This is a genomic window from Enterococcus sp. AZ080, assembly GCF_051714945.1.
GTDB lineage: Bacteria > Bacillota > Bacilli > Lactobacillales > Enterococcaceae > Enterococcus_B > Enterococcus_B pernyi.
The window spans coordinates 1529175-1549369 of the sequence record NZ_JBIOSV010000001.1 but is presented as its reverse complement, the minus strand read 5'-3'; the positions used below and the strand labels follow the sequence as shown (position 1 = coordinate 1549369).

The window sequence follows — 20195 nt, the reverse complement described above, 5'->3', positions numbered from 1 at the left end:
ATCTATTGCTATTTTTTGTTCATTTATGAGGAGGAAAAAGATGAAAAGGGGATTTATTTCTAAGGGGATTTGTGGGTTCACGATACTTGCGATTTTAGCGAGTTCGTTTGGTATGAGTCAAGTTTTTGCAGAGGATTCGTCTACAATGGAAACCTCGACTGAATCGACTCAAACGTCAGCAGCTCCACAGATAAAAAGTACAGAAACGAATGAAGTCAGTCAAGAGAAAGAAACAGAGATACCCGCGCAAGAGACACAACAAACACCACCAGTACAAGCGAGTGAAGCAAAAGAAGCTCAACCAGAGCAACCACAAACTGCAATCGTCGATGGAGTAGAAGTAGTTTTGCAAGCGCCGGAAAAAGCTGGTAAAAACGAAGTTGATATCACGCAAGCGCCAAAAGAGGAATTGATCGAAGGTTCTCCAAGATTATTTCGAGCAGCTGTGCAAACGATTCCAATGTATCGTTTATTCAATCCACATAGTGGGGAGCATTTTTACACGAGAGATACTGGTGAACGAGATCATTTAAGAAGGATTGGTTGGAATTACGAAGGTGTTGGTTGGCAGGCACCGACAAGTGGTGATCCAGTCTATCGTTTGTACAATCGCTACAATGGAGAACATTTTTATACGTTGAACGCAAAAGAAAGAGATAGTATCACGAAACAAGGCTGGAAGTATGAAGGAATCGGTTGGTATTCCTATAAAGGAGCGAATGCCATTCCTGTCAGTCGTTTATATAGTAAACGAGTGAACTGGCACCATTACACATTAGATGAAAACGAGAAAAAAGTAATCACGAAACAAGGCTGGGTCTATGAAGGTGTTGGTTGGTACGCAGTTGGCAGTGGTCAACAAAATCAAGAGGACTATAAGCTATTGGGTGTGAAAAATTACAACCAATATGCGTTGGGTGCGCCAAGTGGATGTGAAGGGGCTTCTTTATTACAGGCACTTCAATATAAAGGAAAGATCACCAACTGGAGTTTGACTCAATTTTTGAATACAATTCCTAAATCTCCGAATGGTAATCCAAACAGCGGTTTTGTCGGCAGCCCATTTGTCGAAAACTCATGGACTTATTCTGCAATTTATCCTACACCTTTGACGGCGTGGGGCAAGAAGTACGGAAATGTCCAAAATATTTCAGGTAGCTCGATGAGTACGTTGTTAAACGAAGTCAAAAATGGCCATCCGGTTGTTGCTTGGGTGACGATCAACTTTCAGCCAATCCGTTGGGGAAATTGGAATTTTGGTATCGCAGCGAATAATAATCATGCGGTCACTCTTGATGGATATAATAAAGGAAGTAATCAAGTCCATGTATCTGATCCTATCAGTGGTTCTTATTGGATGAATCGGGCAACATTTGAGAATATTTATAATGCACGTAAATATGCGGTAGTTGTAAGATAGACTAAAGCTTAACAAAAACAATGGTTGCAGTAATTCTTTTCCCATAACCTGTAAAATCCGAGAATAGTTTGGATTTTATGGGTTTTTTTTATTGCATTATTCTATCTAGTTCAAAATCAATGGTTAGAAACAAATTCTATTACGTTAATGTAAGTTAAACATAGGAAGAATAGATTTCGGATCATTGCCTTATTTTATAATTTAGACAGGAAGTGAAAAAGAATAGGGAAGTGGAAATGATAATGGGAAAACTAGTAAAAGGATTATTAGTAATTGCGCTTATTTTAGGAATCGGTGCATTTTTTATTGAATCAAAGACAGAAGGCTTTCAAGCATTAACGGATAATTTTTTATCTGATAAAGAAGTGAAAGAATACTATGTCAAAACAAGTAGTGGGGATAAAAAAGGGAAGGATTATCTCTAGACGTTTGAAGGATACGATGAAGATGACACTCAACAAACAGTAAATAAAATTAGCGGATCACAAATTAAAGTAAGGTCGATACTTGTAAAATCGATGCAAAAGGTTTACAAGGAAAGCGCTGGAGTGAAGTATCAGAAAACGAAGTGCCTACGAAAGCATTGCAAAAAATCAATATATAATGGCTGAATTGTTTAATTACATTTGAGGTAGTTAATAATAAAAAAAGCTCACCGTGATGGATGTGATACATATCATGGGTGCTTTTTCAATGTTCTCAAAAACACACGCTCAGTACAAGGTCGATCAGCCATATTTTTTATTAGTGTTACTTTTTTGACAAACAAATAAATACATGGTATTGTTGTTCTACCTAAAACGTAATAGTTACGATTTGGATAATATAAAGTGAAATAAAGGAGCAGATTATTAGTGGCAAAAAAATCAAAAATTGCAAAAATGAATAAGCAAGTAGCTTTGATCAATAAATATAGTGAACAACGTCAAGAGTTGAAAGCAGCAAATGATTATGAAGGACTAGCTAAGTTGCCCAAAGAGTCTAATCCTAATCGTTTAAAACTTAGAGATCAAACAGATGGACGTCCTCGAGGCTACATGAGAAAATTTGGCATGTCTCGAATCACTTTTAGAGAACTGGCACATCAAGGATTGATCCCAGGAGTTAAAAAAGCAAGTTGGTAAAATAGGAGGAAAAAGTTATGGCAGTACCAGCAAGAAAAACATCGAAAGCAAAAAAACGTTTGCGACGAACACACCAAAGTTTGACGAAACCAGAGATTTCTTTTGACGAGTTGACTGGTGATTATCGTCGAAGCCATCATGTCTCTTTAAAAGGCTACTATAAAGGACGCAAAGTGACAGAATAACCGATTGGAAGCTGCAAGGGGGTTCAAGAAATGGAAATTATTTATCCGCCATTAGTCGAACAAGGAATCAAATATTATTCGGAAACGGTGAAAGAACCTGTAGATAAAGGGGAATTCTATCGTGCGATGGTCGATAAGAAACTGATCACAGAAACTGGCCTTCCTACAGAACATGCGCTAGAGCAAGGCTTTGTCAAAGACTATTACGAAAAACAAAACTTGTCCTTTGAAGAATTTTTGGACATTTATCCTATTTTTCAAAAGTATGACGCCGATTTGTTCAAATCTATTGACGGCTTCTGGGAGATTCCTGTAGACTTGAAAATAGAATTAATGGAAATGCTTGAAACTGATCAACTGGATTATGATGACGAACAACAAATCAACATCTATTTAGAAGATCGATAAAAGGATAGAATAAGAAAATCCAAAAGGACAATCAATATGCACAACTTTCGTAAATCAGGTATAAAACCTTGGGATATCATCATTATTAGTATTCTGGTAGTTGCTTCTTTCGTTCCGACAATTGTCTTTGCTTTGTCATTTGATAACGCAGAAATCGGTAATAGTGTGAAGTATGCAGTAGTCAAAATCGACGGAAAAGAAGTCGAACGATTTGATTTAGATGAAATCAGTAGCAAGATGGTGACTTACTATCCATCTGATACCCAATACAATATTGTCGAAATCCATGAAGGCAAGATCAGAGTTAAAGAAGATAATAGTCCCGATCAAATCGCTGTCAGAACTGGCTGGATCTCGGAACCTGGACAAACAAGTATCTGTTTGCCGCATCGACTAGTCATTACAATTGAACAAGAAGGACAGTCGGATTATCATATCTATTAAGTAAGAGAAAACTGCTACTATCAGCTTAGATAAAGTTGATGGTGGTAGTTTTTTTAGTTGTCTCAAAAATAGAGAAGATTCGGAATTATTATATCTTTATCTAATGAATCATTGAAATTGTGTTAATGGTTCATTTGTTTTTTATATATAACTAAAATAAAGATGAATTTAAAACGTTATAAATATAGCTGTTTATCAAAATTTATGGATGAAAAATATTAAATAAAGCAATCTATGTGAATGGTTTTAGATTAAAAAATAACGATAAAATATAATATGTAAAAATAGTTTATGATATAATCAGTATCTGAACGCTTGATATTAAAGATTATTATCATGTAGGAGAATTATAATGAGAGAAATGGACAAAAGAAGTGAATTGTTGAGTATCGGAGAATTGGCGAAAATAACCGGTGTCAATATTAAATCGTTAAGATATTGTGAACAAGTCGGGGTATTATTGCCGGTATACATCAATCCAGATTCTGGCTATCGCTATTATTCCTTAGCGCAAGTGAGTGCGGTCGAGCTGATTCAAGCATGTGTAGAGATTGGGTTGCTTTTAAAGGAATTACATCGCTTCAGTGATCCGAATAATTCCATCGATTACCTATCTTTTTTATCATATAGCGAAGAATTAATGAAACAAAAAATCGATTCGCTCCAACAAAATTTAAAAGGAATGCAAGAGGTAAAAGAAGAAATTAATTTGTTAAAAACATATCGACATTCTAAAAAGCAACATATTCGGCAATTGTCAGAAAAGTACTTATATGTTTTTCCTTATCAACAGACTGATAACAAAAAGACACTTTATACAGAAGCAGCCAATTTGTTTGATCGATCGATGGAAGCAGGGTATGAGCCTTTATATGATTTTGGTATTCTCTATGAATTTATTGATAAAAACGTGCACCAGTATATGTATATAGAAATCAAGCCTACAAAAAATGTCGGTAACAATATCAAGATTTTACCTAGTGGAGAATACGCATGCCGATTTAGTCCTAAAAGTTACGGTGAGCGCCTTCCAGAGTTGTTTCCAGAAATATTTAAAAAAAAGTCGACTGTTCTTACGATCGAAGCAGAAGCTTCCACTGGAACATTAGAAGAAATCGTTTATGAGATTCGAGTTTTCAGCGAGGGAATGAATGATTGAAAAATCCGTCATCACTGAACAAACGACGAAAAGTCAAAATGTTGAAGTAACTAATCATGCTGACAGACAATCCAAGTTTTATTATAGTTGATTGGTTTCATGAGGGTTTCAAATAAAATCTATCGTAAAAGGGCATAATAGCGAATCAACAATACAAAAACTGATTTCGATCGACGATCAAAATCAGTTTTTTTGTTCATGTTACCTATAATTTGTTGTGAAAGTTCTATGATTTGTTCATATACCTAAAACAAAGAAAACGTTATCATTTTTGTGAATCAATTAAATTTAGGAGGAGCGGAGATGAAGGATAAGAAAAAAATGGCGGTCGGACTCTTTTGTGCAGTAGTAATAGCAAGTGCAATTGGTAGTGGGACAACGTATCACGCAGAGACTAAAACGTTTGATTACAAAGAAACAGAAGCAGCAACTTACCAACGAGGAATGGATAATCAGCCAGAATCGTCTTACTGGTTTCCTAAAGACTTGCTAGAATGGGAATTTTCTAAAGATCCAGATGCACCTTATAATGTTAGCCAAGTACCTTTGGCAAAACGGATCGATAAAAACGCACTGGCAACTTCAAATGACACGCAGACACCAGAAATGAAAGTTGTCGCTTTGTCGATCATGAATAGCAGTACAAGTGGGAATGCGCCTAGAGGTATCAATACTTTTGATGCCAATGTATTTTCCAATTGGCAATATATCGATCAACTTGTGTATTGGGGTGGTTCGTCTGGTGAAGGGATCATTGTACCGCCAAGTCCTGATGTCATTGATGCAGCCCATAAAAATGGCGTGCCAGTATTAGGGACAGTTTTCTTTCCGCAGTCTGCTCATGGCGGTAAAATCGAATGGTTGGATACATTCTTGCAAAAAGATGAGGATGGTACTTTTCCTTTAGTCGATCAATTGATCGAAGTAGCTACTCGATATGGGTTTGATGGCTGGTTTATCAATCAGGAAACGGACACATTAGTCACAAGTTTTGACGATGCAAACAATCATAAAAAGGTAGAAGGGGCGAATACGACAGAAGGATTGAGTAAAAAACATGCGGATTTGATGCAAGAATTCATCAAACAATTCAAGCAAAAAGAAGCAGCATTAGAAATCATGTGGTATGATTCAATGACTTCGGAAGGGAAGATGGATTGGCAAAATGCACTGACGGATAAAAACCAAGCTTTTTTAGTCGATGCGGAGATGAATCCTTTAGCAGATAGCATGTTTTTGAATTTCTGGTGGAACACCGATCGTTTAGCTAGTCAAGAGCTATTGAAAGCTTCTAAAAAGAAAGCAAATGAATTAGGCATTGATCCTTATCAATTATATGCGGGCATCGATGTCCAACAAAATGGCTATGATACACCAGTGAATTGGCGGTTGTTCACAGATGAAACGGGCACTCCGTATACTTCGTTAGGTCTATATGTGCCAAGTTGGACATACTCATCAGCTAGTGATCCTGCTGATTTTCAACGTCGTGAATTGCGTTTTTGGGTAAATGAACAAGGTGATCCAACGAAAGGGAAGGCACCGGTAGAAAAAGAATGGCCTGGGATCTCTACGTATGCAGTAGAGCAGAGCGCTATTACCAGCATGCCTTTTGTGACGAATTTTAGTATGGGGAATGGGTATGGATACTTTATCAATGGAAAAAAAGTATCTGATCTAGAGTGGAATAATCGCAGTATGCAAGACGTGATGCCAACGTATCGTTGGATCTTTGATCATCAAGGAGAAAATCAATTAGCCGTTGAGATGGATTACGATGAGGCGTTTCGTGGCGGAAATTCTTTGCTTCTTAAAGGGAGTATGGTGAACGAGGCAACAAGCACAATCAAACTGTATCGAATGGATGGAATCATTTCCGATAAAACTTCTATCACAACAACGGCAAAAGCAACGAGCACGAGCCAACTTGACTTAGTTTTAGAAATGGCTGACGGACGAAAAGAAATCATCTCGGCAAGTGAGCCAATCGGTCGGGATTGGACGACTGTCAGCTATGATGTCAGTCGGTTAGCAGGAGAAAAAATCAACACACTCTCTTATCAGCTTGCTTCTTCAGAGACTCAGTCCGATTACGCGCTACACTTGGGTCAATTAGCACTGACAGATGGAAAGGAACTTCCAACCACAAAAGTTTCGGGACTGAGGCTTGAAGATGTTGCATTTGATGAAGAGGAAGGGCGATACGCTGGCATACGACTGGCTTGGGATGAGACGGAGAGTCAAGCATGCTACTATGAGATCTACCGGTTAAATCCTGATAACTCAAAATCTTTCTTAGGAGCAACACCAGCTACGAATCATTATATCAATGCCCTTGAACGAACCTTAGACACCGCGCAAACCAAATTGATTGTCGTGCCTGTTGATGCGCTGGGTAATCAAGGTGAACATTCAGAGGCCGTTTCTTTTGATTGGCCGGATAATAAAGTGCCGAGAGCTGATTTTACTGCTTCAAGAACGTTAGCTGCTCCAGGATCAGCGATTACTTTTACAAACACGTCATCCTTAAACACTGAAACGGTTACTTGGGAATTTGAAGGTGGGGATATTACGACAAGTCATGAACATTCGCCAGTTGTCACTTACCACAAAGAAGGTGTTTATAAAGTCAAATTAACGGCAAGCAATCAAGCAGGGGAGACACCTGCTGAAAAAAATGGTTTGATTACAATTTCTAATAAAGTACCAATGGAGTTACCGCTGTTATCACGAAACGCGAAAGCGACCGCTTCCTCTTATACCAACGAAGCGGAAGCCCCTCATTTTGCAATCGATGGCGACTTGACGACTAAATGGTGTGCAACGGGTATGCCACCACACGAATTGACACTTGATTTAGGGAATGTTCAAACCATTAGTGAAGTTCGCATAGACCATGCGCAAGCAGGTGGAGAAAGTCCTGACATGAATACAAAAGCATATGCGATCGAAATAAGTGAAGATGGAGCGATATATAAAGAAGTTGCCAAAACTACCAATAATACGGCGAGTAGCTCCGTCGAGACTTTTGCAGTACAATCTGCACGATATGTCCGATTACGTATTGACAAACCAACACAAGGATCAGACACTGCAGCAAGAATCTATGGATTTGAAGTATTTGGATTGCCAGAATTATTACACTAACTTAGTGGGAAAAAAAGTATACGTGTCATGCCATCAGTTCTATCATTTAATATAATTGAGATGTTTAAAATCCACATCATAATAAATAAGAGTCACCCTTTTCGAAACCATGAAAATGATTTTTGAGGGGTGGCGCTTATTTTAGCCATGCATTTCTAATGCAGTTTTCGTTGCCTTTATATAATCAAAAGAGTTTTACTTATTAAGGTTTGAGCGTCGCTTTTTTTCAAAGAACGTCAATCCAGCAATAATTAATACTACAACAAAGTATGTTGTCCAACTGATCACATTAAAAAGTAATAAAGCTAGTCCAATGATCAAACATAATAGTAAAGTCCATACGGTTAGATTCTTTTCCATAGCATATTGAAAACATCGAAGCGTCAATTTCTGGTGTCACATAAAGAATGAGCTATCGCTGATTTCACTTCTAAACCTCCTTGTCAACGGCTTATAAAGACAAAAATATTTTCATCATGAAAAAGAAATTTTAGCACAAAGTAAAAAAGATTGTAAGGATTAGTTGAAGATTAGTACAAATCAGGTACTTATTCAAATTGCTAAAAAATAGGATCAAATAATTGAAAAAGAGAATATTCCTAAGAACAAGCTAGAATCATTCGATCGTCATATGTAAGATAAGAGTGGAGTTACATCACGCATATAAAATTTAAGACACCTACTTTGACCTTTCAAGTAGGTGTCTTATTGTGAACTAGAGTTGCAATCGTCCATTCGAGGTTTTCACTCCTATGCGGATTTTTTTAGTTCTTGCACTGCTTGTTCGATCGTTACACCAGTCGCTACACGATTGCTATCTTCTTTGTCGAATACAACGAAAAGATTTAAATCGGTATTAAGAGTGACACGATATTGTAATTCTTTGTTATAGAATGTCATAGTCATTCTCCTTTCTTATTGTTCTGTTGAAAGGCAACGATACGTTGATAACGAAATTCCATAACTATTATAGCACAGATAGGTGAATTGAATCAACTGTATTTTTATTAAATAATAATTATTATTATTTGAAGTGGATCATTGACACAAAAAAATTGGATTACATAAGTGAAAAGGAGGGATAAGAAGATGTAGACTAGATTATGAAATTGATAAGAAAAAAGCAGTATACGAGATCAGAGTGATCATTTCGTATACTGCATAAATTATTTTAGTAACATTTTTCGCAAGGGGTCAATCCGCGTGCCAATGCTTCACTCATTGTCGCAGGATAGTAGTCACCGTTACCACACTTATGCGTATGGTACTTTGCTCCAGTTCTGGTAACTAAGACTTGTGCTTCATTTGCTTGTGCCTGTTGCGCTTGAGCTGCGGCTGCTTGTTCTTGTGCCACGCGCTGGGCTTCTGCTTGTTCAGCAGCTACACGAGCTTCTTCAGCGATACGCGCTTGTTCCGCTGCCTGTGCTTGTGCTGCCTGTTCTGCTTCGAGACGAGCTTGTTCTTCCTGAGCTTTCTTTTCCGCTTCAAGTCTTGCTTGTTCTTCTTGTGCTTTTTTATCTGCTTCACGTTTTGCTTGTTCTTCTTGCGCTTTCTTATCTGCTTCACGTTTCGCTTGTTCTTCTTGTGCTTTTTTCTCAGCTGCTAATTTTTCTTCTTTCTTTTTCTCTTCTAATTCTTTCTTTTCCGCCGCTTCTCGTTGGGCTTTTTCTTCACTAGATGTTGAAGTTGTTTCCGAAGTAGCGGTATCTGCTTTTGACGCTTGATTGGTACCAGATCCGCAAGCGCTACTGATCAGTAGTAAACCGAATAAAGCACTAAATAAAATGAGATGGCGCTGCCAAGCTTTTCCATTTCTTTTACTTGATCGACTAAATAGATCTAGACCAAGCATCAAACTGATTAATCCTAACAATAACAACAATAAATTCATTTTTTCCTCCTGTTTCTACGAAAAATAGATCGCTTTCATGCAAAGCTCCCCCTAATAAAAGCGATTGGTTTTATTTACGGTGATTGACCGTATTCTCTATGTCGGAATCGAACCGACGAAAGCCAGTTAGAGAGTGTAGATAAATCAAAAAAGAAAAGTAGTAGAAGAAAGCACAACGTTATAATTATATAAAGAAATAATAACAAACAAACTTTATTTTATCATTAAGATGAACATAATAACAGAGAGTTTTAATGGATGATGATTTTTTTAATATTTGTTTTTTTAATGTAAAAAATGTTATTTTTGATGAAGAAAAGTATCGTTTTGATATCATAATCGTTCGAATATAAAAATAAACCAAGAGTTTACATGAAAAAGAGAGTCAGGATGAAAAACTGGGTAGAGGGGGAGTTAATATGCGCATTTTGTTTATTAATGCAAGCCCGAACAAAGAGGAGATGACCGTTAAATGGGGAGAAAAAATCTTAAAGGATATCGACTATACGGTCCTGCATTTAGTTGATTATTCGATCAATCAGTTAGGACAGATGACCGAAAAGGATGAATTTGACAAAGTCATGGGAGTAATCAAACAAGCTGACGTCTTGGTGATTGGTACGCCCATCTACTGGTGGGATGTGACCGGTTTGTTAAAAACATTTATTGATCGCTGGACGGATCTATTTGAGTATGGGTTAGACACACCAGATGCTCCTTTGTATCAAAAATCGGTTTTCTGGTTTGTTCAAGGATCTGCGCCAGAGGAAGCTATCAGCGGAATTAGACGAATGCTGTCTAATGTGAGTGACCGGTTTTTGATGCAGAAGTTAGGAATGATTTATCAGAAGAAAGACATTGCTTCATCTAATGAACAAATCAAACAAATGAGATGAATAGAGAAATTGAAAGTACCGAGGGTTTATAGTTGTGTTTTCTAAAAGGGCATGCTATAGTGTAAAAGTAATCTATTTTGAAACGTAATTTGAGCTATAAGTTAAACATTATAAGACTCCTTTTGCCTATCAAATATTTATTGCACTATAAACGTACGTTGATACGTATCAGGAGGAAATATACATGAATAACGGTACAGTAAAATGGTTTAACGCAGACAAAGGTTTTGGATTTATCACTGGTGAAGATGGAAATGACGTATTCGCTCATTTTTCAGCTATCCAAGGTGACGGTTTCAAAACATTAGACGAAGGTCAAGCTGTGACTTTTGATGTTGAAGATGGACAACGTGGCCCTCAAGCAATCAACATCGTTAAAGCATAATCAAACGATTGATATCTTACTGCTCTTTCTTATGAAAGAGCAGTTTTTTTATGTCTAATTTCAATAAAAGCCTCTCGATCAGCAATCGAGAGGTTTGATAGAGCAATGTATTATTGCTTGTTTACAAGATGATCCCTTTCTGTTCTAAGTTTGCCACACATTCGGCTAAGTAGATTTGATCATGTTCTGGATAAAGTGGTGAGGTCCATTCAATAGGGGAAAGGGTAGAATAAGGTTCACAAATTTTTCCACGATACAAGGGATCAAACCATTCCTCACCAGGTTTATAATTTTGTTTCTTCATTTCTTCCATTACTAACAAATGATACTGAAATAATTTGTAAGGCGAATGTGTAAAAACGTAATCGACAGTCGCATGTTTTCGTCCCCAACCATTGCCTCTCAGAGCACAACATTCGCGATGTTGTCCTAATAATTGTTGGCGCGGAAGTGATTGCAAGAGGCTTTGATGCCATAAGCGCATATAATATTTCCTTCTTTCTAAAACAGTGAATTAAGTGTTTAGGATGCTTCCGTTCGACCAATCAAATAATCGATGGTCGTGTCGTAAAAATCTGCGATAAAGATCAATTCGATGATACTAGGTATATTTTTTCCATCTTCATAGTTTTTATATGTCTCAATCGGTAAGTTCACTTTTTCAGCAACCTGTGGTGTAGTTAAATGCTTTTTATCTTTGAGGAAGTTTAAACGGCAATGCAGTGTATCCAGTAAAATCGCTTCTTCAATCGTCATTTTACCTCACCTTTCTCTAAATAATCATCTATGAGAGTTAACGTTTATTTTTTCTGTTTAGATAAAATAAATACCCAATGACAAAGAGTATGGAGAAAATGAACCCAACTAAATTAAATGTGAAGATCTGGAAGGGTTCGAAAAACTGATAGTTTAATATTTTATACATAAAATAGATCGCAGGCAAACTACTTAAAGCGATTTTTTTTCGTTCTTTCGTCCATTTGATAAACGAAAAGACAATCGGTACAAATATAAAAATAGGAAAAATAAAAGCAAGTCGGCTCAATTCCAGCATAATAAATAAACTCCCATAGCTATATTTTATTCGTGCATAAATTGTATTTTGAGTTATTCTATTTGAGAATATACTAGATTTATATTCACTAGATAAAAGATAGCATGTTATGCGATTCTGAACAAATATTTCGATAAAAAACATGATTCTTCTGTAGACGTATAATTTGAAAAAAACATAAAAAAAGGTGGAACTTTCATTCCACCTTTTTTTATGTTTTTAGATTCGTTTCGACCATTTAATCTTTGACATAGACATTAAAGTCTTTTAGAAGTTTAAGTGCTTGTGGCTCGTGAACACGGCTGCTGACTAGTGACGAATCAATGATAAAGTCAGCTTCTGGAAAGGCGCTTTGTAAAGCGATTGTGTTGGATAAGACACACAAATTAGTTTCGATCCCAACCACTTCAATCGTTTTTTGTTCTTCTTTACGTTCAAAAAGGGAATGCTTGATCTCTGTTAATGTTTCTGGCGGCAGAGTAAAGTAGTATTTTTTGATTTCCCGCTCATTTGGTAGAGGAGAGAGCGTGGAAATGATTTTAAGATCTTCACTTTCTGCCTCATCTTTCCGTTCAATAGGGATATCACGAGTGAATAGTACGTATTCATTTGCTGCACGTGCTTGGTTTAAACGTGTGTTTACTCGCTCAACTAATGCTTCAGCATCTTCGATATAAAATTCACTAGTTGGATCTAAAATATGATTTTGCATATCGATAACAACTAACATCTATCATCTCTCCTTATAAAAAGTGATCATTCAAAAAGTTTGCGACACCGGCTTCATCATTGGTTTCTGTCACCTCATCTGCTAAATCCTTCACATGTTCTTGCGCATTGCCCATAGCCACGCTTAATCCGCTGAATTCAAGCATTGCCAAATCATTTTCTTGATCACCAAACGCCATGACGTCTTCTGAAGATAACCCTAAGTACTCAGTTAGAAATAAGAGTGAGTGGGCCTTTGTAATATTTTTAGGAGTGATTTCTAGGAAATGTGGGTCTGAAAAAACAGAATCAATTCCTTCTTTCTTCAACTCTGCTTGGATTTTTTGTAGTTTTTCCTCATTTTTATCCGTCAGAGCTAATTTCAAATAGCTTAAGGAAGGATCGTCCAACTGTTTTGTGATCTCATCAAAGGAATGATTTTGCAAGTTGAAGTGTTGATAATAAGGATCGTCTTTTACTAAGGCAGTTTCATCAAAAGTGATTTGATCATCTTGCGTTTCTCGACTTGCGATGATCGATATTTTTGCTTCTTTTGCTAAATAAAAGGCCTTTTTAAGTATAGGTACTTCGATTTTTGAGCGTCTTAATACATAATCGATCTTGCCATTTTTCATTTCGGAAATCAATGCACCGTTAGAAGAAATCAAATAGCCGCTGACGCCTAATTGTTCAAAGACATCCTTGGCAGAAATACTATTTCTTCCTGTTGCAATCGTTACGATTCCTCCATTAGAGGAGAAAGCTTTTAATGCGCGAATATTTTCTTGTGGGACAACTCCTTGGGAATCAAGCAAGGTCCCGTCTAGATCAATAGCTGCTAATTTCATCTTTTTACGCTCCCTTAGTCTTTTTTCTTTCACCAATAGCTTAAATGAGAAACTTCTAAAATAAAAATAAAATGCTTTAACTCTTTGAATTTTTTCAAAAAAGATTTTTCATAAACGGAGAAAAGGATATTAGTAAGGAAATGGTTAAGACCGCTGTATAAAAAAGCATAACAATCTTAATGTTTTCGTTTTCATTTTCATAAAAAAGGGCAAATTTTGGGTAATATTCATAAAAAACAAAGCATATCTTTTGCTTTCAGGAAAAAGTAGGCATATTGTAGATGTAGAACAGGTTAGAAAAAGATTAAAAAAAGGAGTGATTTTGATGGAGATTAAGTATGGGACTGTACCGGTTGTGACTGCTTCAGATGAAAATTATGCTCCTTATCTAAGCGTAATGATTGCAACGGCACTGGAAAATGCGAATAAGATGAGACATATATATTTTTATGTGATTGATGATGGCCTATCAGAATATAGTAAAGAAGGATTGCGTCAGACAGTTGCACAACACTCAGAACATGCAAGCATCCAATTCTTGACAGTGGAGAAAGATGTATATGAAGATTTCTTAGTCAGTGACCACATTACAACAACGGCGTATTTAAGAATTTCTCTACCTAAGATCTTAGCAAAATACAATTATAAAAAAGTGTTGTATCTAGATGCAGACGTTTTAGTGTTAGATGATATCGTTGCATTATATGACGAATCATTGAACGGTAAAACAATTGGGGCAGTAATTGATCCAGGACAAACGAAAGCGTTGAAGCGCCTAGGGATCGATTCAGAAGAATACTATTTTAACTCAGGTGTCATGGTGATCGATATTGATCAATGGAATGAAAAAGACATTACAGATAAAACGATCCAATTCCTAAAAGAAAATGGTGAACAGATTATCTATCATGACCAAGACGCATTGAATGGTGTCTTATATGGAGATTGGGAACAACTTCATCCAAAATGGAACATGCAATGTTCATTGATTTTTGAACGCCATCCAGCTCCAGATAAGAAATATGAAGAATTATATAAGAGCGGGAATGAAGCTCCTTCAATCGTCCATTTCACAGGGCATGATAAACCTTGGAATACATTAGAGGATCATCCTTATACACAAATCTATCTAAAAAATCTAGCGCATAGCGTATTAATGAAAGTAGGCGAGGTAAATGAATAGAAGAAAAGAAGTAGCAGTTGTCTCTAGTTGTAATACAAAATTTGTGCCTCATCTAGCAGCACTGTTTGTGTCGATTTTAGAAAATAGTGACCCGAAAGTGTTTGTACGTTTCTACGTGATTGATGATGATATTGAATTAGAAAGTAAAAATCTTTTACGTTACTCAGTGAAAAATTCACGAATGAATACAGATGTTGAATTTTTGAAAATCAACAAAAAATTCTTCAAAAACTTAGTGACAAGTGATCGTATCCCTGAAACAGCATACTATCGTATTGCGATCCCTGAGTTATTTAGAGGGAAAAATGTCGAACGTATCCTTTATATGGACTGTGACATGATCGCGTTGAATGATATCAGTAAACTATGGGATCTAGAGTTTAATGGCGCAGTGATGGCAGCAGTTGAAGATGCTGGTTTCCACCAACGTCTTGAAAAAATGGAGATTGAAGCAGATTCAATGCGTTACTTTAACTCCGGCTTGATGCTGATCAATGTTGAAAAATGGTTAGAACAAAACATCACGAAAAACGTTCTAAAATTCATCGAAGAAAACCCAGAAAAACTTCGATTCCATGACCAAGATGCTTTGAATGCTATCTTACACGATCGTTGGATTGCTTTGCATCCAAAATGGAATGCACAAGGTTACATCATGGCGAAAGCAAAACAACATCCAACGGCTCAAGGAGAAAAAGAGTACGAAGAAGCACGTCGTAAGCCTTATATCATCCATTACTCTGGGCATATCAAACCATGGAGTGAAGAGTTTAAAGGTGCTAGTAAAAAATACTATGAAAAGTATGCAAATATGACCGCTTTTCGTTGTGTTAAATCATTCCCTAAATATCCATTGTACGCTCGTGTTCAACGAAATACTGAATTGAGTCATTGATCGATAATAGAAAAAACTTACTATTAATAGAGGAGATGATCGATATGGAAATTACGCTGACAAGAAATGCGATGGACATCTTGAAGAAAAAAGCAGGCGAACAATCAAAATTAGCGCTTGCATTGATCAATAGTAAAGATCCTTTCCTTAGAGACAAAGGAGCGTGTGCGAAAGGTAGCTTTTTTCAAATTATCCCTTTTGTTACTGAGTTTGGACTATACGTCACAAAAATCAATCATCCTTCGCTAGAAATCTATACATCACAAAGTGAACAATGCTATTTAGGCAAACATTTGACGATGGATTATGATCATGTATTAAATAGTTTCTCATTGGAAAACGAGATTGCTGTACTAGATCATAACATCAAACTAACTAATTGTTTCTTTAGCTGAGTGCACACTAGAAAGGACGATTCACCATGCTGGAATATTACTTGATTGATGAAAACAAGAAAGTAATAGCCGCAGATGAAGAACATTTTAATTGGCTTGTTATTGATACGAGCGATACTGAGGAAATCGAACAGGTAACTCGAACCTATCAACTCCCTGAAGATATATTTGTCGGTATGACTTATCCAGAAGAGGTCTCCCGCTTAGAACATCTATCAGGAACAAGTTTGAACAACCCGATTTCCTTAGTACTGCTCAACCTTTCAAGTGAAAAAGAAAAAATCGAACGTCGTCTGACACCATTATCTTTCGTCATATCAAATGACTTATTGATTACTTGTCAAGACGAAAAAACCAATTTTATCGATCGGCTGATTGAACATCATGGTAATAAAATCGATTCTTTCGAAAAAGTGATTGTTTATGCGGCATTAGATATTTATACCCATTTTGTCAAAGAACTTCGTGAAATGAAAACGCGTATTGATTCGCTAGATCAAGAAGCACGAAAAACGACAGAAAATGAAGAATTGTATAAGCAGGCTGATTTAGAAAGAGATATTGTTTACATCGATCATACGTTGCGGGATCAAAAAGAGACAATGGACCTCCTCTGGGAGACTCCTGAATTCAAAGAACGTGTCAATGATGAACAGTTGCTTTATGACGTTCGTTTGAGACAACGTCAAACAGAGAAGATGATTTTGATTTATCGCGATCTGTTAGAAAGTATCGGTGATCTGTTCAATGGCATGATGGACAACAATTTGAATCATCTGATGAAATATCTGGATTCTACCGCATTGATCATCTCTGTGCCTGCGATGATCGCAGGTATTTGGGGAATGAACACAGGCGGTTTACCAGGAGAAGATTCAGCAACTGGTTTCCTCTTAGTATTAGGGGGCTCAATCGTTGCTGCTGCTGCTTTAGGGTATCATTTATTTAGAAAAGATTACACGAAATAACCAATATGGGCTTAAACGCCCAAATTTATAACGTCAGTTATGACTAAAAACTAGGAGGATCAACATGACAGAACCAAATTTAATCGACCCAAGAAAACTATATCACACAGAAGAATTTCCAAAACAGGATCAAGAAACTCCGGCTTTGCAAAAGGATATGAAACCTGTACCTGATTGTGGAGAAGAAAGCTATAAAGGCACAGAGCAATTAGCAAATCGCCGTGTCTTGATCACAGGTGCAGACTCTGGTATTGGACGTGCCGCGGCTATTGCCTTTGCACGAGAAGGTGCAGATGTAGCCATTCAATTTTTCCCAGGTGAAGAAGAAGACGCGCAACAAGTGGCCCATTATATCGAAGAAGCTGGACGTAAAGCATTACTATTACCTTATGATTTGCGAGATGAAGCTGCACCAAAAGAAATCATCCAAAAAACAGTGGATGCTTTTGGTGGATTAGACACACTTGTTCTTAATGCGGCGCAACAAATTTCGTCCCCTTCAATTGCAGAAATCCCATTGGAACAAGTAAAAGATACTTTTGCTGTAAATATCATCGCAATGTTTGCACTTGTGAAGGAAGCAATTCCACATATTCCAGCAGGAGGAGCAATCCTTACAACGACTTCAGTCCAAGCATTCAATCCAAGTGAACACTTGTTAGATTATGCAGCGACTAAAGCTTCGATTGCAAACTTCACCATTGGTTTAGCAAAACAATTAGCACCAAAAGGAATTCGTGTCAACGGCGTAGCACCAGGACCAATTTGGACACCATTACAACTAGATGCAGGTCAACCAAAAGAAGATCTACCTGAGTTTGGTCAACAAGCATTGTTGGAACGTGCAGGACAACCAGCTGAATTAGCGCCTGTTTATGTCTTTCTTGCATCCAACAAAGCAAGCTATGTCACAGCACAGATTTACGGTATCACTGGTGGAGAAGCCATTAATCTATAATCAGTGACAAGAAGCTAGGAGGGCGAGACAATGAACAAAGGAGCCAAAACGATAGGAGCGATCTTACTGATCCTTCTGCTGTCTGTTTTAATATTTGCAATGTTGCTAAGCTCAGTTTATCCATTGCCGTTTAAGTTAGAAGAATTTCGCTTTTTATCATTAACTAACTTTTACGTACAACAATATGTCTTTTGGGTAACCGCAGCTTTTGCTGTGTTGACACTTATATTGATTCTAGTCTTATTATTCTACCCAAAAACTTACCGTTCATTCTTACTAAAAAAAGGTGATGGCGAGTTAACATTAGACAAAAAAGCAATCGAAGGAATGGTTCGTTCACGATTGACGAAAGAAGAGTTTGTTTCTTCCCCAAAAGTAACGATCAAAGCAACAAAAAATAAAATTGACGTAAAAGTAAAAGGCGAGTTGAAACGTACGTCATCATTAATCGGTAAAACAGGAGCACTGATGACAGACATTGAGCGTGATGTAAAACAAATCATCGGTACAGATGAACCAGTGAATGTCCTGATCAATTATACCGGTTTTGACTCACCACAATCAAAAAGAGTCGAACACTCACGAGTACAGTAAGGGGGAGAGAAAATGAACGAGATCTTTTCGACATACAAGCTCCCAATTATTTGTGGTGCGCTTGGATTGATATTAGCTATTTTACTAGTAGCTGTCGGATTTTTTAAAACATTGCTGATCGTGATTATGGTTGCGCTTGGTGTAGCCATCGGCATGTATTTAAAAAGAACCGGAATTTTAGAACATTACTTTAAATCTTAGGAGGCTTTACCATGGAAAACAATCATTCAAATCAAAACGGAAATACACCGAAATCAGCACATCCAGATCCAACAACACCGAATCAAGCACAAGGGATCAAAGATGAAAAAAATAAAACTGCGCCAGTGTCTGCACATCCAGATCCAGTGGTGCCGCATGTAGAAGAAAAAGTAGCGCATGATCAAAAAGAACACCACGATCATCCACATCATGAAGCGAAAACTCCTGGTGTGCATACTCCAACTCATGAGGCAAACAAACAGACAAATGAAGTGAAGGGCAGTGAAGAATCGATGAACGGTGAAGTAACTTATGATGACAAAGTCATTCAAAAAATTATTGCGATCGCATTAGAACGTATCGACGGACTATTGACAGTAGACGGAGGATTTTTCTCTAATGTAGCTGGAAAATTAGTCAATACTGACAATGAAACAGCTGGGATCGAAACAGAAGTAGGTAAGAAACAAGTTGCTGTTGATATGTCGATCGTCGTTGAATACGGCAAAGACATTGAAGATATCTTTAAACAAATGAAAGAGATCATCAGTGAAGAAGTAGCGAATATGACACACTTAGATGTCATCGAAGTGAATGTCAATGTAACAGATATCAAATCAAAAGAAGAATTTGAACAAGATCAAGTCACTGTCCAAGATAAAGTGACGGATGCTGCAAAAGCAACTGGAGAATTTGCGTCAGAACAAACAGACAAAGTAAAACATGCAGCAAGCAAAGGAACGGAAAAAGTAAAAGAAAATAACGAGCCAAGAGTACAATAAAATATCTTGGTGAGTCAAAACTTTTAATTAAAATAAATGAGATGTCGCATTGAAAAAATCGGCTAGACACTATAGGAGGAAATACAGATGGGTTTTATTTGGTCATTAATCGTAGGTGGAGTTATCGGAGCAATTGCAGGAGCAATCACAAATAAGGGTTCTTCAATGGGTATCATTGCGAACGTCATTGCAGGACTTGTTGGTTCAGCAATCGGACAAGCAATATTAGGATCATGGGGACCAGTCATTGGTGGTATGGCAATCGTGCCTTCATTGATTGGTGCGATCATTTTAGTTTTGATCGTGTCATTCTTTGCGCGTAAATTATAAGAATAAAGAAGAAATTTGCAATGGATGCAAAAATTCTTTTACTTTGAAATAATCGGTAACATTCAATTATCTTGAATTTGATTGAAGGATCTTTACAAGTTGACTTGTTCAACGAAGTGAAGATCCTTCTTTTTTGTTGTCCTTTCGGCGTTTTTGCAAGTAGATGATTAGTAAATTATTTTCTCACAAAAAATCTTCTTTCAATTACTCCTGATCAAAA

25 protein-coding genes are annotated in these 20195 nt (G+C 37.0%); 19 read left to right on the top strand and 6 right to left on the bottom strand.

The window, feature by feature from the left end:
* Positions 1 to 40 precede the first annotated feature (40 nt).
* From IGK01_RS07360 to IGK01_RS07325, 8 genes are all read left to right on the top strand, one after another.
* Positions 41 to 1420 (top strand): C39 family peptidase, encoded by a 1380-nt coding sequence (locus IGK01_RS07360; protein WP_438840624.1) that lies wholly within the window; start codon positions 41 to 43, stop codon positions 1418 to 1420.
* A 242-nt stretch (positions 1421 to 1662) separates the two neighbouring features.
* Complete coding sequence (locus tag IGK01_RS07355; RefSeq protein ID WP_023519747.1) at positions 1663 to 1845, top strand: hypothetical protein; 183 nt, start codon at positions 1663 to 1665, stop codon at positions 1843 to 1845.
* A 429-nt stretch (positions 1846 to 2274) separates the two neighbouring features.
* On the top strand, positions 2275 to 2544 hold the full coding sequence (rpsN, locus tag IGK01_RS07350; RefSeq protein WP_010735346.1) for a 30S ribosomal protein S14: 270 nt from the start codon (positions 2275 to 2277) through the stop codon (positions 2542 to 2544).
* Positions 2545 to 2561: 17 nt separating this feature from the next.
* Positions 2562 to 2729 (top strand): 50S ribosomal protein L32, encoded by a 168-nt coding sequence (rpmF, locus tag IGK01_RS07345; RefSeq protein ID WP_010735347.1) that lies wholly within the window; start codon positions 2562 to 2564, stop codon positions 2727 to 2729.
* Positions 2730 to 2759: 30 nt separating this feature from the next.
* On the top strand, positions 2760 to 3137 hold the full coding sequence (locus IGK01_RS07340; RefSeq protein WP_224434756.1) for a hypothetical protein: 378 nt from the start codon (positions 2760 to 2762) through the stop codon (positions 3135 to 3137).
* Positions 3138 to 3173: 36 nt separating this feature from the next.
* Entirely contained in the window at positions 3174 to 3581 is a 408-nt protein-coding gene (locus IGK01_RS07335; protein WP_023519745.1) for a NusG domain II-containing protein, read from the top strand.
* Positions 3582 to 3933: 352 nt separating this feature from the next.
* Positions 3934 to 4740 carry a MerR family DNA-binding transcriptional regulator gene (locus tag IGK01_RS07330; protein WP_438840623.1) on the top strand — a complete coding sequence of 269 codons (807 nt, stop codon included), beginning with the start codon at positions 3934 to 3936 and terminating at the stop codon, positions 4738 to 4740.
* 303 nt (positions 4741 to 5043) lie between these two features.
* Positions 5044 to 7887, top strand: a complete 2844-nt coding sequence (locus IGK01_RS07325; protein WP_153829802.1) for an endo-beta-N-acetylglucosaminidase — start codon at positions 5044 to 5046, stop codon at positions 7885 to 7887.
* A 750-nt stretch (positions 7888 to 8637) separates the two neighbouring features.
* Here IGK01_RS07325 and IGK01_RS07320 read toward each other — a convergent pair.
* Entirely contained in the window at positions 8638 to 8787 is a 150-nt protein-coding gene (locus IGK01_RS07320) for a hypothetical protein (RefSeq protein ID WP_010735353.1), read from the bottom strand.
* Between the two features lie 271 nt (positions 8788 to 9058).
* Positions 9059 to 9778: a hypothetical protein gene (locus tag IGK01_RS07315; RefSeq protein WP_438840622.1), complete on the bottom strand. Its 720-nt coding sequence runs from the start codon at positions 9776 to 9778 to the stop codon at positions 9059 to 9061.
* Between the two features lie 419 nt (positions 9779 to 10197).
* Here IGK01_RS07315 and IGK01_RS07310 point away from each other — a divergent pair, with 419 nt between their 5' ends.
* The gene (locus IGK01_RS07310) at positions 10198 to 10674 is read left to right on the top strand and encodes a flavodoxin family protein (RefSeq protein WP_438840621.1); all 477 of its coding nucleotides are present in this window, start codon (positions 10198 to 10200) and stop codon (positions 10672 to 10674) included.
* 184 nt (positions 10675 to 10858) lie between these two features.
* Entirely contained in the window at positions 10859 to 11059 is a 201-nt protein-coding gene (locus tag IGK01_RS07305; RefSeq protein ID WP_010735357.1) for a cold-shock protein, read from the top strand.
* A gap of 121 nt (positions 11060 to 11180) precedes the next feature.
* Here IGK01_RS07305 and IGK01_RS07300 read toward each other — a convergent pair whose 3' ends face one another.
* From IGK01_RS07300 to IGK01_RS07285, 4 genes are all read right to left on the bottom strand, one after another.
* Positions 11181 to 11543, bottom strand: a complete 363-nt coding sequence (locus IGK01_RS07300; protein ID WP_023519740.1) for a TIGR02328 family protein — start codon at positions 11541 to 11543, stop codon at positions 11181 to 11183.
* A gap of 38 nt (positions 11544 to 11581) precedes the next feature.
* Positions 11582 to 11815 (bottom strand): helix-turn-helix domain-containing protein, encoded by a 234-nt coding sequence (locus IGK01_RS07295; RefSeq protein ID WP_010735359.1) that lies wholly within the window; start codon positions 11813 to 11815, stop codon positions 11582 to 11584.
* A 536-nt stretch (positions 11816 to 12351) separates the two neighbouring features.
* The gene (locus tag IGK01_RS07290) at positions 12352 to 12843 is read right to left on the bottom strand and encodes an isochorismatase family cysteine hydrolase (protein ID WP_438840620.1); all 492 of its coding nucleotides are present in this window, start codon (positions 12841 to 12843) and stop codon (positions 12352 to 12354) included.
* Between the two features lie 13 nt (positions 12844 to 12856).
* Positions 12857 to 13669: a Cof-type HAD-IIB family hydrolase gene (locus IGK01_RS07285; protein WP_096081560.1), complete on the bottom strand. Its 813-nt coding sequence runs from the start codon at positions 13667 to 13669 to the stop codon at positions 12857 to 12859.
* A 325-nt stretch (positions 13670 to 13994) separates the two neighbouring features.
* Between IGK01_RS07285 and IGK01_RS07280 the strand changes: the two genes are divergently transcribed.
* From IGK01_RS07280 to IGK01_RS07240, 9 genes are all read left to right on the top strand, one after another.
* Positions 13995 to 14852 (top strand): glycosyltransferase family 8 protein, encoded by an 858-nt coding sequence (locus IGK01_RS07280; protein ID WP_010735363.1) that lies wholly within the window; start codon positions 13995 to 13997, stop codon positions 14850 to 14852.
* Positions 14845 to 15747, top strand: a complete 903-nt coding sequence (locus IGK01_RS07275) for a glycosyltransferase family 8 protein (protein WP_010735364.1) — start codon at positions 14845 to 14847, stop codon at positions 15745 to 15747. The genes IGK01_RS07280 and IGK01_RS07275 overlap by 8 nt, the downstream gene beginning before the upstream one ends.
* Positions 15748 to 15791: 44 nt before the next feature.
* A complete protein-coding gene (locus IGK01_RS07270; protein WP_010735365.1) occupies positions 15792 to 16142 on the top strand; it encodes an iron-sulfur cluster biosynthesis family protein in 351 nt (116 codons plus the stop codon).
* Between the two features lie 26 nt (positions 16143 to 16168).
* On the top strand, positions 16169 to 17110 hold the full coding sequence (locus IGK01_RS07265; protein ID WP_409173369.1) for a magnesium transporter CorA family protein: 942 nt from the start codon (positions 16169 to 16171) through the stop codon (positions 17108 to 17110).
* Positions 17111 to 17174: 64 nt separating this feature from the next.
* On the top strand, positions 17175 to 18068 hold the full coding sequence (locus IGK01_RS07260) for an SDR family oxidoreductase (RefSeq protein WP_023519734.1): 894 nt from the start codon (positions 17175 to 17177) through the stop codon (positions 18066 to 18068).
* Between the two features lie 30 nt (positions 18069 to 18098).
* Positions 18099 to 18662, top strand: a complete 564-nt coding sequence (gene amaP, locus IGK01_RS07255; RefSeq protein WP_010735368.1) for an alkaline shock response membrane anchor protein AmaP — start codon at positions 18099 to 18101, stop codon at positions 18660 to 18662.
* Between the two features lie 12 nt (positions 18663 to 18674).
* Positions 18675 to 18863 (top strand): DUF2273 domain-containing protein, encoded by a 189-nt coding sequence (locus IGK01_RS07250; protein ID WP_010735369.1) that lies wholly within the window; start codon positions 18675 to 18677, stop codon positions 18861 to 18863.
* A gap of 11 nt (positions 18864 to 18874) precedes the next feature.
* Positions 18875 to 19645 (top strand): Asp23/Gls24 family envelope stress response protein, encoded by a 771-nt coding sequence (locus IGK01_RS07245; protein WP_409173368.1) that lies wholly within the window; start codon positions 18875 to 18877, stop codon positions 19643 to 19645.
* Positions 19646 to 19732: 87 nt separating this feature from the next.
* Complete coding sequence (locus tag IGK01_RS07240) at positions 19733 to 19975, top strand: GlsB/YeaQ/YmgE family stress response membrane protein (protein WP_010735371.1); 243 nt, start codon at positions 19733 to 19735, stop codon at positions 19973 to 19975.
* The last annotated feature ends 220 nt before the right edge of the window (positions 19976 to 20195 follow it).